The organism is Chryseobacterium nepalense (assembly GCF_023195755.1).
Classification (GTDB): Bacteria; Bacteroidota; Bacteroidia; order Flavobacteriales; family Weeksellaceae; genus Chryseobacterium; species Chryseobacterium nepalense.
Window position 1 is genome coordinate 332,307 of the sequence record NZ_CP096203.1, and the last position, 14,266, is coordinate 346,572.

Annotated in this window: 8 protein-coding genes; all 8 read left to right on the top strand. The window is 39.7% G+C overall.

The genetic code is table 11. From position 1 onward, the window contains the following. The first annotated feature begins 59 nt into the window (after nt 1–59). The 8 genes from M0D58_RS01315 (at nt 60) to M0D58_RS01350 (ending at nt 14,180) form a co-directional block, all read left to right on the top strand. Nucleotides 60–2,954: a SusC/RagA family TonB-linked outer membrane protein gene (locus M0D58_RS01315; RefSeq protein WP_248392941.1), complete on the top strand. Its 2,895-nt coding sequence runs from the start codon at nt 60–62 to the stop codon at nt 2,952–2,954. A 12-nt stretch (nt 2,955–2,966) separates the two neighbouring features. Continuing rightward, nucleotides 2,967–4,922: a RagB/SusD family nutrient uptake outer membrane protein gene (locus M0D58_RS01320; RefSeq protein WP_248392944.1), complete on the top strand. Its 1,956-nt coding sequence runs from the start codon at nt 2,967–2,969 to the stop codon at nt 4,920–4,922. A 91-nt stretch (nt 4,923–5,013) separates the two neighbouring features. After that, a complete protein-coding gene (gene uxuA, locus M0D58_RS01325) occupies nt 5,014–6,192 on the top strand; it encodes a mannonate dehydratase (RefSeq protein ID WP_248392947.1) in 1,179 nt (392 codons plus the stop codon). An 81-nt stretch (nt 6,193–6,273) separates the two neighbouring features. Further along, a complete protein-coding gene (locus tag M0D58_RS01330) occupies nt 6,274–7,089 on the top strand; it encodes an SDR family oxidoreductase (RefSeq protein ID WP_248392949.1) in 816 nt (271 codons plus the stop codon). A gap of 144 nt (nt 7,090–7,233) precedes the next feature. Continuing rightward, nucleotides 7,234–9,696, top strand: coding sequence for a glycoside hydrolase family 95 protein (locus tag M0D58_RS01335; RefSeq protein WP_248392951.1), 2,463 nt, complete (start codon nt 7,234–7,236; stop codon nt 9,694–9,696). 178 nt (nt 9,697–9,874) lie between these two features. Then, on the top strand, nt 9,875–11,578 hold the full coding sequence (locus M0D58_RS01340) for a glycoside hydrolase family 43 protein (RefSeq protein WP_428037168.1): 1,704 nt from the start codon (nt 9,875–9,877) through the stop codon (nt 11,576–11,578). 65 nt (nt 11,579–11,643) lie between these two features. Continuing rightward, complete coding sequence (locus M0D58_RS01345; RefSeq protein ID WP_248392955.1) at nt 11,644–13,251, top strand: glycoside hydrolase family 43 protein; 1,608 nt, start codon at nt 11,644–11,646, stop codon at nt 13,249–13,251. 59 nt (nt 13,252–13,310) lie between these two features. Then, nucleotides 13,311–14,180 (top strand): alpha/beta hydrolase, encoded by an 870-nt coding sequence (locus tag M0D58_RS01350; RefSeq protein WP_248392957.1) that lies wholly within the window; start codon nt 13,311–13,313, stop codon nt 14,178–14,180. The last annotated feature ends 86 nt before the right edge of the window (nt 14,181–14,266 follow it).

Here is a 14,266-nt window from a genome sequence, read left to right on the forward strand (position 1 = left end):
TACCAGAACTATAATTATTAATAGCCTTTATTCAACCCTAATATTTAAAAATAATAATTATGAACCGATTTTATTTAGCTAAAACCAATAAGGCGGCCCTGTTTTTTGCCATGGCCTTATTACCTTCCGGCTTCGCGTATGCCCAGGTTAAAAAAGATTCGGTAACAAAAGAGAGAAAGATAGATGAAGTTGTTGTTATTGGATATGGTACACAAAGAAAAGAAGCTGTCACGGGATCTGTGGCTACCGTAAAAGGAGATGTTCTTCGTGAAGTGCCTTCAGCAAACATTACACAGGCTTTACAGGGAAGAACTGCCGGGGTAGATATTTCCCAGACTTCTACAAAACCTGGAGCAGCCATGCAGATCCGGATCAGGGGAACAAGATCATTAACAGGGGACAACAACCCGCTTATCGTTCTTGATGGGATTCCGTTCGTGGGATCTTTGAGCGATATTAGCTCAAGTGACATTAAAAGTATAGACATCCTCAAAGATGCTTCTGCAACGGCAATTTATGGCTCAAGAGGTGCAAACGGAGTTATACTCGTAACAACAAACAGAGGATCAAAAGGACAAAAACCGAGATTTACCTACAACTCTTTTACCGGAGTTCAGACTCTGTTTTCAAAATACCCGATGATGGATGGGCCTAAATTTGCCCAGCTTCGTGCCTATGCCACACCTGCAGGAAACACAACGCCTTTGTATACCAATGGTGCAGACGAAAATAACAATAACAATACCGACTGGCAAAGTCTTTACTACAAACCGGCAATGATGACCAGCCACGATGTCGGTGTTTCAGGAGGTACGGAAGGAGGAAATTATAATGTAGGATTGTCTTACTTTAAACAAGATGCATTAATACCGCTTCAGAGCTACGAAAGATTCTCTTTGCGTACGGCAATAGATCAGCAGGTAGGGAAGTCCTTTAAATTCGGATTCACCACTAATACCAATTATTCGGTTTCAGAAGGAAACGGAGTAAATCCGGGAGCTGTTCTGGGATATTCACCGCTTGCGGATCCTTATAATGCAGACGGAACCTTCAAAAGAGTAATGAGTACTGCAGGAGGAATAGATCAGACTTGGATCTATACCCGTAAAACATTAGAAGGATTAAACGATAAATATGTAGATGAAACCAAATCTTTTGCCTCGTACAATAACCTTTACGGTGAGGTAAGTCTTCCTCTGAACGGGCTTAAATACAGATTGAATGTTGGATTAGACTTCCGTACAGCCAATAACGGAAACTACACGGGAGTTGGAGTATTCAATACCAATCCGCTCGGACCGTCATCTGCAGGGAGAGGGAATAACCAGACCTATCACTGGGTAGTGGAAAACCTTTTAACTTACGACCGTACATTTGGCAAACATAAGGTAAACGCGGTAGGATTATATTCGGCAGAAGGAAACAGGTTTACAAGTTCCTACATGAGTGCAAAAAATGTACCTGCAGACTTTTTCCAGTATTATAATTTAGGACAGTCTCCTCAGGCGGACATTACCGTAAGACCGGAAGATCAGAGGTATGAGCAGACAGGTCTTCTTTCAGCGATGGGAAGAGTAATGTATACTTATGACAATAAATATATGTTGACCGCAACGCTTCGTGCAGACGGATCTTCAAGGCTTGCTCCGGGAAATAAATGGCATACCTATCCGGCACTGTCTTTAGGATGGAACATTACGAATGAATCTTTCATGCAGAATATCAAGGCGCTGAATCTTTTCAAGCTAAGAGCAGGTTGGGGACAAACTTCCAATCAGGCAGTAGCTCCTTACTCAACATTAGGATCACTTACCGTAACGCCTTATAATTTCGGAGGTTCAAATGGTACAGGGGTTTACGTAAATCAGGCTCCCAACGCTGATCTCGGATGGGAATATTCTAAAACACAAAACTACGGAGCAGATTTCGGATTATTCAATAACCGTATTACCGGTAGTATAGAATATTACAGAACACATACTTATGATCTGTTATCTAATAAATCGCTGCCACCATCTTCAGGTCTTTCTTTTGTAACGAAAAATGTTGCGGAAACAGAAAATAAAGGATGGGAATTCTCTTTAAACGGAACAATTTTAGACAATCCGGACGGTTTCTCTTTGGATGCAGGAGTTAACTTTTATACCAACAGAAATAAGATTTTAGCACTTGCTTCAGGAATTGACAGAGATGTAAACAACCTTTGGTTTGTAGGCCATAATATTAACTCTCTGTATGATTATCAGTATATTGGTCTTTGGCAGGCAGGAGACCCATACCAGAATATTCTTGAGCCGGGAACGGCAGCAGATGTGGTGGGTTCTATTAAAGTGCTGTATACCGGAGGATATAATGCGGACGGAACTCCTGTACGTGCTATTGGCCCGGATGACAGGCAGATTTTTGATACGGCACCGAAATATCAGGGCGGATTTAATATTCGTCTGGCATATAAAAATTTCGAACTTAGCACCGTTGGAGCTTTCCAGCACGGCGGAATTTTAATCAGTACATTGTACGGATCTGCAAGTTACTTGAATAGATTAACAGGTAGAGGAAACAACGTAGATGTAGATTATTGGACGGAAAATAATACAGAAGCATACTTCCCTCGTCCGGGACGCCATTTAAGTGGTGACAACCCGAAGTATTCTTCCACGTTAGCTATGTTTGATGCTTCTTATCTTAAGCTTCGTACTATTACTTTAGGATACAACATCGATAAAGATTTCTTAAAAGATCTGAAAATCACAAGTTTCAGAATCTATGTAACGGTTACCAATCCTTTAGTCCTGTTTTCACCATATCATAAGTTTTCAGGAATGGATCCGGAACCTAACTCTTTCGGAAATGAAAACCAGGCGGTTAGCGGATATCAGAGCCGTCAGCTTATTATCGGAACCAATAATCCGTCTACAAGAAATTATTTAATGGGTCTTAATTTAACTTTTTAAAACTGTACAGTCATGATAAATTTTAACAAAAAAATGATATTGGGAGCAATCTTTTTATCATTAACATTTACAGGATGTAACGAGATTCTTGACGAGCAGCCAAGGTCCGTCTATACTGTTGATTACTTAAGTACACCAGACGGTATCAACCAGAGTTTTACTTCTTTATACAGACAATTACGACTTTTATATGGTAACGGTTACTTTATGAGCAACTGTCAGAATGGTACCGATGAATCTACCTGGGCACAAAGTGCGGATGGTAATTTTAAAGAACTGGATATGTCAGGACAGGGGAATATCAATTCCAATACATTTCCTACAAGCATGGTTTGGGGTTCTGTTTTTCCATACATAAATACAGCCAACGGAATTATTGAAAAAGGGCCTGCTGCAGGTGTTGCAGAAGCCATGATTTCTGAAGCCAGGTTTTTCAGGGCGTTTGATTATTTTATGCTTGTTCAGACCTACGGAGGTGTTCCTTTGGATCTCGGTTCGGGAGAACTTAAATTTAATACAGCACCGGTAGCTACTTCCACAAGAAATACGGTACCGGAAGTTTACTCAAAAGTAATTTTCCCGGATCTTAAAAAGGCGGTAGACAATTTGCCAATTTCACCACGTGTAACGGGAGGTGTTACGAAAAATGCAGCTAGATTATTTTTGGCTAAGGCATATCTTACTTACGGTTGGTGGTTGCAGAACCCTAACAATATCCCTACCTATCCGGAAACACCCAGAACTGATCCGGACGGTCACAATGCACAATGGTATTTCCAGCAGGCTTATGACGTGGCAATGGCGGGAATTACCAATCCTGCACCGTACAGTTTACAGGCTACTTTTTATGATGTAAATGTAGGTTCCAATGATAGAAATAATGAATGCATGCTGTATGCAGACCATACTTCATCCAGCACATATTACAATGAAAGTGATCCTGTAGGATTCGGTTCAGGATGGGCTCCTGATAACTTTGCAGCCTGGATGCAGACCTGGAACTATACGGCCATCAAAAGCAGTAAAACAGCAGCGTGGGGCGCGAATGACGCTGTGAGTTCTATTCAGCGTGAAGCAGCTCAGTCACTGGGAAGACCTTGGGTTCGTATGTGTCCTACATTAGGTGTTATTAAAAATACTTTTGCCGATAAAACCCTTGATTCCCGTTACGATGGTACTTTTGTAACCACGTATAGAGGAAACTGGAATAAAAACGGAACAGGACTTACAACAGTACCGGTTCTATACAACGCAAACAGCCTTCCGGTACAGCCTGGAGGAGCTATTCTCAGCTTCCTGAACGACGATTCTCAAACTCCTGCCTATCCTTCAGGGGCAGGACAAAGCGGAGTAGGAGCAGGAACACTGCCAGGAAGAGCAGACTGGGTAATTGCACCGAACGGTATCAGCAGAATTGTTTATCCTGGTCTTTGGAAAATCGGAACTTACCGTACGGATGATCCGAATGGCTTAGGTTATCCGAATGCAGGCCTTACCCGTCCGTTTAATGTTGCGAAATTCTCCGAATTTTACTTCATTGCAGCGGAAGCAGCCGTAAAAGGAGCTTCTGGAGCAATGAGCGCAAGAGATCTTATCAACGTTATCCGTGCAAGAGCAGGAAAATGGAAGTTCAATAATGCGCAGAATGTTTCTTATATCGCTGATAACAGCGCAGCTATGATCGCCGCAACGCCTTCAACAATCACTATTGATTATATCCTTGCAGAAAGATCCAGAGAATATTATGGAGAATTCTACAGATGGTATGATTTGGTACGTACCCAAAAATGGGAGCAGTATGCAGCTACCTACCAGATCGCAGGAGCTTCTTACGGAGACCATACGCCGCAGACGGTAACAAGAACAATAAAACCTTTCCATTATCTGAGACCGATTCCTCAGAATCAGCTGGATGCGATGGAAGTGTCTGCAGATGTAAAAGCAAAATACCAGAATCCTGGTTATTAATTGATTTTTATTCTTACATTCATATTAACAGCAAAGTAGGTGTTTACCAAAAAGCACCTGCTTTGTTTTAATAAAATTAAAATATAATATTATGGAAAAAACATGGCGTTGGTTTGGGAAGAATGATCAAATAAAGCTTGGCACACTCCGGCAAATCGGGGTAGAAGGAATTGTTTCTGCACTTCATGATATTCCGAACGGAGAAATCTGGAGTTTAGAAGCTGTTAATGATTACAAGAACTATATAGAAAGTCACGGTCTTCGCTGGTCTGTTGTGGAAAGCCTTCCGGTAAGTGAAGCAATAAAATACGGAGGTCAAGACCGGGATTTTTTAATAGATAATTATATCAAAAGTCTCGAAAATCTTGGAAAAGCAGGAATAACAACAGTATGCTATAACTTTATGCCAGTGCTCGACTGGGCAAGGACAGATCTATTCCACGAATGGGAAGACGGTTCATCATCATTATATTTTGATAAAGCTAAATTTGCTTATTTTGAAATTCATATTCTGAAAAGGAAAGACGCAGAAAACGATTATACACCGGAGATTCTTCAGAAAGTGGAAGAGCTGAAAAGCACGCTTACCGAAGAAGACAAAAACATTCTCATTGATTCGGTTATTGTAAAAACCCAGGGATTTGTTAATGGAAACATTAAAGAGGGTGATTTAAACCCTGTCGACAAGTTTAATAATTTACTGGCTTTGTATGATGGAATTGATAAAAACCAGCTTCGCCAGAATCTTAAATACTTCCTTGAAAAAATAATGCCGGTTTGCAAAGAATGGAACATCCAGATGTGTGTACACCCCGATGATCCTCCGTTTGCGCTCTTAGGCTTGCCAAGAATTGTTACCAATGAAGAAGATATAGAGTGGTTCCTGAATGCCGTGGACAATCCTCACAACGGATTGACCTTTTGTGCAGGCTCTTTAAGTGCCAACCCGAATAACGATGTACCAAAACTGGCTGAGAAGTTTGCCCGCCGGACAAAATTTGTTCACCTGAGAAGCACAAATGTTTTCGAAAATGGAGATTTCATAGAAGCACACCACCTTGGAGGAAGAGGTAAATTGATTGACGTAGTTCGCATATTTGAAAAGGAAAATCCTGAGTTGCCGATGAGAATTGACCACGGAAGACTTTTAACTGAAGATATCGGAAAAGGTTATAATCCCGGTTACTCTTTCTTAGGAAGAATGCTGGCTTTAGGACAGATTGAAGGCGTGATGGCGGCTGTACAAAATGAAATATCGAAGAAAAAATAGGATTCGAAGGATCCAATAATAGTAGCCACATGTGAAACCTGTGGAAAATATATCAATCATCATTTATCATCAATTATAGTCATGAAAGATTTATTCAGCATTAAAGATAAAGTTGCCATCATTACAGGTGCTTCGGGTGTTTTGGGAGGAAGCCTTGCCAAAAGTTTCATAGAAGCAGGAGCAAAAATAGTAGCATTGGGCAGAAATCAGGAAAAACTGGATGCTCTTGTAAATAAACTGACGCTATCAGGAGGTGAAGCATTTGCCGTAGAAGCAAACGTGTTGAACATTGAAAGTCTTGAAGCAGCCTCAGAAAAAATTAAGGAAAAATATGGAAGAATTGATATTCTGCTGAATATCGCCGGTGGAAACATTCCTTCCGCAACATTATCTCCGGAACAGTCATTTTTTGATATGAATATACAAAGCTGGGATGAGGTTACCGATCTCAATATCAACGGTACCGTTTACCCGAGCTATGTTTTCGGAAAAGCAATGGCAGAGCAGGGAAGCGGAAGCATCGTAAATATATCATCAATGGCAGCTTATTCTGCGATTACCCGAGTGGCAGGATATTCTGCGGCCAAATCCGCAATTACCAACTTTACCCAATGGCTGGCTTCAGATGTAGCATTGAAATTCGGAGATAAAATCCGTGTGAATGCTGTAGCTCCCGGTTTTTTTATTGGTGACCAGAACCGGGCGATTTTGTTAAATCCGGACGGTTCTCTTACGGACAGAAGCAAAAAAGTAATTGCTAAAACGCCGATGCAGCGTTTTGGTGAAGTAGAAGAACTAAACGGGGCAATACAATTTCTCTGTTCAGATGCAGCAAGTTTTATTACCGGTGCATTATTGCCTGTTGATGGTGGTTTCAGCGCTTTCAGCGGAGTTTAAATTTGAGTTGATTTTCTTCATGTTAAAGTAACAGAAATACATGCAGGAAATGTATATCCTTTATAATATCAGATTATTAAAGTGATAAATAAAAACGAAACAGCTTAATATCAGTTTGCAGTTTGAAGTATTAAAAAAGTAAAAATGAAATCTAAACTTTGCAATATCGCAATCTGTCTTTTGATCAGTATATTTTCCTCTGCCCAAAAAGGAGGAAAATATAAGCTGTGGTACAGCAAGCCCGCCCAGCAATGGGTTGAAGCTTTACCTATCGGCAACGGAAGAATTGCTGCAATGGTTTTCGGAGATCCTCACAAAGAAAAACTTCAGCTTAATGAAGCTACATTCTGGTCGGGAGGACCTTCCCAAAATGATAATCCGGACGGCCCTAAAGTCCTGGATTCTATTAGATATTATCTCTTCAAGGGAAATTATAAAAAAGCACAGATTCTTGCTGATAAAGGTCTGACGGCAAAAACACTTCACGGCTCAGCATTTCAGAATATTGGTGATTTCACACTTGATTTTCATAATCTTGATGACATTAAAGATTATTACAGGGAATTAGATATTGAGAAAGCACTTACGACGACAACTTTCATTTCCGGCGGAGTTCATTTTAAAAGAGAGGTATTTGCCTCAATTCCGGATAATATAATGGTGGTTAAACTCAGCACTGACAAAAAAAATGCACTGAATTTCACAGCAAATTTCGACAGTGAGCTCAAAAAAAATACTCAAGCTGATGGTGTTACATTGCAGATGAACGGTTTATCCTCAACTTTAGATGGTGTACAGGGGCGAGTGAAATTTAATGCCGTGGCAAAATTTATTACAAAAGGCGGAAATATTTCTATTTCAGGAAAATCTATCTCGGTAAACAATGCAGATGAAGTTACCATTTTGATATCAATCGCTACAAACTTTACAGATTATAAAACGTTAAATACAGACGAAGTTCTGAAAAGCAGAAAATACATTTCGGAAGCAGAACATAAAAATTTTAAAACCTTATTTAAAAATCATTTAAAAACGTATCAAAACTACTTCAAAAGAGTTGATATTGATTTAGGAACTTCTGAAGCCGCAAAAAATCCTACTGATATTCGTGTTAAAAATTTTGCATCAGGTTACGATCCGGAACTTATCTCATTATACTATCAGTTCGGGCGTTACCTTTTAATTTCTTCATCACAGCCCGGCGGTCAGCCTGCCAATCTTCAGGGAATCTGGAACAATTCGAATAAACCGGCATGGGACAGCAAATACACCATCAATATCAATACGGAGATGAATTACTGGCCTGCCGAAAAAACCAATCTCTCTGAAATGCACGAACCTCTGATTCAGATGGTCAGAGATTTAAGCAATACAGGAAAAGAAACGGCGAAAGTAATGTACAACAGCCGAGGCTGGGTAGCTCATCACAATACCGATATCTGGAGAATAACAGGGGTTGTGGATTTTGCGAATGCCGGTATGTGGCCGATGGGCGGAGCTTGGCTTTCGCAGCATCTTTGGGAAAAATACTTATACAATGGTGATAAAAATTATTTAAAATCTGTTTATCCTGTACTTAAATCAGCTACAGAGTTTTATGAGGATTTTTTAATTGAAGAGCCTACGCACCAATGGCTCGTGGTAAGTCCGTCCATGTCTCCAGAGAACATTCCTCAAAGGCATCAGGGAAGTGCATTGGCAGCCGGAAATACCATGGACAATCAGCTAATGTTCGACCTATTTACAAAAACAAAAAAAGCAGCAGAAATTCTCAATGTGGATGCTGGAAAAGTTCAGGTCTGGAATTCTGTTATTTCAAAATTACCACCCATGAAAATCGGAAGATATGGACAGCTGCAGGAGTGGATGGAAGATCTGGATAACCCTGAAGATAATCACAGGCACGTTTCCCATTTATACGGATTGTTTCCTTCCAACCAAGTTAATCCGTTTACTGCTCCTGAACTAACGGATGCTTCGAGAACGGTTTTAATTCATCGTGGCGACATTTCCACAGGCTGGTCAATGGGCTGGAAAGTAAATCTCTGGGCAAAACTTTTGGATGGAAATCATGCAAATAAACTGATCAAAGACCAGCTTACCTTGGTCGAAAAAGATGGCTGGGGGAAAAAAGGAGGAACCTATCCGAATCTTTTTGATGCGCATCCGCCGTTCCAGATCGACGGAAATTTCGGCTGCACTTCAGGAATTACGGAAATGTTGCTGCAGACACAGAATGGCTTTATAGACGTGCTGCCTGCACTTCCTGATGAGTGGAAAAACGGAAAGATTTCCGGTTTAAAAACATACGGAGGTTTTGAAATAAGTATTATATGGGAAAATAATAAGGCAAAAGAGGTAATGATAAAGTCAGGACTTGGCGGGAACTGCAGAATAAGAATTCCTAATGAAATGCAGCTTCCGGGAAGCTCAAAACTTAAAAAAGCACAAGGCAAGAATCCGAATGCATTTTTCGAAATTCCTGAAATCAAAGCACCTTTAATTTCGGCAGATGCAAAATTAAATCCTTTTGAAATTAAAGCATCGTTGATATATGATTTCCAAACAGAGCCGGGAAAAACATACATCTTAAAAATAAAGTCCTGAAAGGACGACCTAATCAGAATAGGATGAAATCCTATTAAACAATGAAAAACAAACCCGAAGGGTTCAACAAAAATAGCCACAGGTGAAACCTGTGGAATAATAACAAAATAATAAAGAACCCGAAGGGTTCAACGTTTAAAACAAGAAATTAAGAAATTTATATATGAAAAAGAGACCCATGAATCCAAATTTTTTAAAGAACAGGACTAATATTCTGGCAGCAGCGGCCCTGCTTTCCATAAGCAATATTTCCGCACAGACATTCTCCAATTTCAATTACCGTGGAAACGATAAAATATACAATGATAATCCTTTACAGTCAGATGAATTTTATTCACCGATTCTTCAGGGCTGTTATCCGGATCCGAGCATCACTAAAAAAGGTGAAGATTATTATCTGGTGAATTCTTCCTTTTCAATGTTCCCGGGAGTTCCGATTTTTACGTCCAAAGATTTGGTAAACTGGAAACAGGTAGGGCACGTTCTGGACAGACCTTCTCAGTTAAAAGTTGAAAAAGGAGGAGTCTCGCAGGGGATTTACGCACCGGATATCAAATACAATAAATACAACGATACATTTTATATGATTACGACCCAGATTGCTGGTGGAGTAGGAAATATGGTCGTAAAAACGAAAGATCCCGCAAAAGGTTGGAGCGAAGTTCAGAAGCTTAATTTCGACGGAATCGATCCTGCGATTTTCTTTGATGAAGACGGAAAAGCCTATATCGTTCATAATGATGCGCCGCCAAAAGGAACCGAACAATACAACGGACACCGCGTGATCAAAATCTGGGATTACGATCTGGAAAAAGACCAGGTGGTACCGGGTACAGATAAAATTATAGTAAACGGTGGTGTTGACCTTACCCAAAAACCAATCTGGATTGAAGGTCCGCATCTTTACAAATATAAAGGGAAATATTACCTGATGTGTGCAGAAGGAGGAACCGGTGGCAATCACAGCGAGGTAATCTTTATGGCCGATTCTCCGAAAGGCCCTTTTATTCCTGCAAAAAATAACCCGATTCTTACACAGCGTTATTTTCCGAAAGACCGAAAAGAGAAAGTAGATTGGGCAGGTCACGCCGACTTGGTGGAAGGCCCGAACGGACAATGGTACGGGGTTTTTCTGGCCATTCGTCCGAATGTAAACAACCGTGTGAACAAAGGCCGCGAAACATTCATTCTTCCGGTTGACTGGAGCGGGACGTATCCTGTTTTCCAAAACGGACTGGTTCCGATGAAACCTAAATTAAAGCTGCCTCAGGGTGCGCAAAATCAAACCGGGAAAAATGGCTTTTTCCCGAACGGAAATTTTACATATTCCGATAAATTAACCGATAAAAATCTGGATTTCCGTTGGATCGCTATGAGAGGACCTCGCGAAAATTTTATTACCGTAACAAAAAACGGAGTAAAAGTAAATCCTTTTGATACCAATATCAAAGCATTGGCTCCTGTTTCAGCATTATTCCACAGACTGCAGCATGAGGATTTTGAAACATCTGTCAGTTTGGATTTTAAACCTAAATCTGAAAAAGAACTTGCCGGAATCACCTGCTATCAGAGCGAAAGATTCAATTATGTTTTCGGAATTACAAAGAAAGATAAAGATTTTTATATGGTCTTGGAAAGAACTGAAAAAGGGGAATCTAAATTGATAGCAAGCGAAAAAATTTCCTGGTCGAAAGCTTTTACACTAAAAGTAACCGGTGAAAAAGATATGCTCGGTTTCAGTTATTCAGCGGATGGTAAAAATTTTAAAAGTCTTGGAGAACCGGTTTCGGGAGATATTCTTTCTACAGATGTTGCGGGTGGCTTTACAGGAAGTTTAATAGGATTATACAGTACCTCTTCAAATGATATTGTTCCGAATTAATTAAATACTGATTCTAAATCTTCAGGGTTTCAAAACCTTGAATGCTGTAAAATAACCATATCACCATGAATATCAAAAAATCATTTTATATAGTTTCTTTTTTGGGATTTATCGGGCTGAATCATCTTTCAGCCCAGATAAACCCTTTTCAGAAATCCGTTACAAAATTTACCAATCCCATTATTTGGGCAGATGCTCCGGATTTGTCCATCACCAGAAACGGTGATGATTTTTATCTCATAAGCACTACCATGCATCTCATGCCGGGAGCACCGGTGATGCATTCCAAAGATCTCGTACACTGGGAAATGTCTGGCTATGTTTTCAATACATTAAATGACAATTCGAAATATGATTTATTAAACGGAACAGTCTATGGACGCGGACAATGGGCCTCTTCCATCCGTTATCACAAAGGAAAGTATTACGTACTGTTTTCTCCCAATGACGAGCCGTTCAAATCTTATTTTTACGTAACGGAAAATCCCGAAAAAGACAGTTGGAAATTAATCACCAGAACAAAACACTTTCATGATGCGTCCTTGTTTTTTGACGATAATGACCGCGTGTATGTTTTTACGTCCAATAAAGTTTTTGAGCTCAGTCCTGATTTTAAAAATGTTATCGGAGATCAGAACGGAACGGAGATTTTTCAGAAAGATGCTGAAGAAACCGGGCTTCTGGAAGGCAACCAGATCATCAAAAGAGATGGAAAATATTATTTGATGATGATTTCCTGGCCGCGAAATGCAAAACGCCGACAGGTCGTTTACAGAGCTGATAAAATAACGGGACCCTACGAAAAAAAAGTAATTCTTGAAGATAATTTTCTGGGGTTTTCTTACGCAGGGCAAGGTGCTTTGATCGACGATAAAAACGGAAACTGGTATTCCTTAATTTTCCAGGATCGAAACGGAGTGGGGCGTGTGCCCATTTTGCTTCCTGTAAAGTGGCAAAACGACTGGCCGGTGTTGGGAGATAACGGAAAAGTTCCTTTGCATGGAGAAATTCCGCTTCCGCCTTTTAAACCTAAAAATCACCTGATCGAAAGCGACGATTTTTCCGGAAAGAAAATGAAAATCCAGTGGCAATGGAATCATAATCCGGTAAATGAAGCCTGGTCTCTATCTGAAAGAAAAGGATTTTTAAGACTGAAAACAAGCAGGGTGGTAGATAATCTGTTTGCCGCTCCCAATACTTTAACTCAAAGAATGGAAGGCCCGAAATCGAGCGGAATTATTTCCCTGGATGTTAAAGGGATGAAAGAAGGTGATGTAGCCGGTTTCAGTGCTTTCAACGGAGATTCCGGAATTTTATCTGTTGTGAAAGAAGGCAGCAAAAAATTCATCGTTTTTACTTCTGCTTCGGTAAGTTTGGACAATAAAACAAAAGCCATTACCGATGTAAAAGCGCAGGAAACAAAACGTATTCCGCTAAATTCGGACAAAGTTTTCTTGAAGATTGATGCCGATTTTAATTTAGGTAAAGACACAGCTGATTTCTATTACAGCACGGATCAGAAAAACTGGACGGAAATGGCAAAAGATTACAGAATGATTTTCGATTACAGAAGGTTCTTTATGGGGTCCAAATTTGCCGTGTTCAACTATGCAACAAAAACTTCAGGAGGATTTGTAGATGTAGACTTTTTTGAATTTAAACGAAAAGATTAAATCAATCTTAATAAAAATTTTTATCCAAACTAATAAGTGTATAAAATACAAATAAAAATATGAAAAATTCAATTGTATTTGCAATCGCATTTTCACTCACAGGAATTTTTGCATCAGCCCAGAATTTTGAAAAGCAGGCTCCTGTCGGTTTTGACCAGATAAAACAAAATATTCCCCATGGAAAAATTGACAGCATTCAGTATCCTTCCAAAACGGTAGGAACGGTAAGAAAAGCGTTGATTTATACACCGCCGGGTTTTAATAAAAATAAAAAATATCCTGTTCTGTATTTGCTGCACGGAATCGGAGGCGACGAAAAAGAATGGTATAAAAACGGAACGCCCCAAATCATTATTGACAATCTTTATTCCGAAGGGAAATTAACACCCATGATCGTTGTTTTGCCTAATGGCAGAGCCATGAAAGACGATCGTGCAACGGGAAATATCATGGCAAAAGATAAGGTGGAAGCATTCGCAACTTTTGAAAAAGATTTGTTGAATGATCTTATTCCTTTTGTTGAAAAGAAATTTCCGGTAAAAAAAGACCGTGAAAACAGAGCACTTGCCGGACTTTCAATGGGCGGAATTTACACATTACATACAGGCGTTCAGAATTCTGATATGTTTTCTTCATTGGGCGTTTTCAGCTCAGGATGGATTCTCCCGTCTCTTCAGGAAGTAGCTGATAGTGAATATAAGTTTATGAATGACAACAAAGAAAAAATCAATTCCAATATAAAAAACTTCTGGATTTCAATGGGCGGAAAAGAAGATATTGCCTATAAAAATTGTCAGGTTATGATGAAAAAACTGGATGAGTTAGGCATTAAGTATTCGTATTCCGAGTATCCCGGAGGCCACACCTGGTCGGTCTGGAGAAACAACCTGTACAATTTTGCTCAGCTGCTGTTTAAAGATTCTAAATAGTTTTTTAGCATTTACACAGCCGGGAAAATCTAAAGAGACAATATATTTTTTATTATGATGATAAAAAAAATAAAAGCTTAAAATTT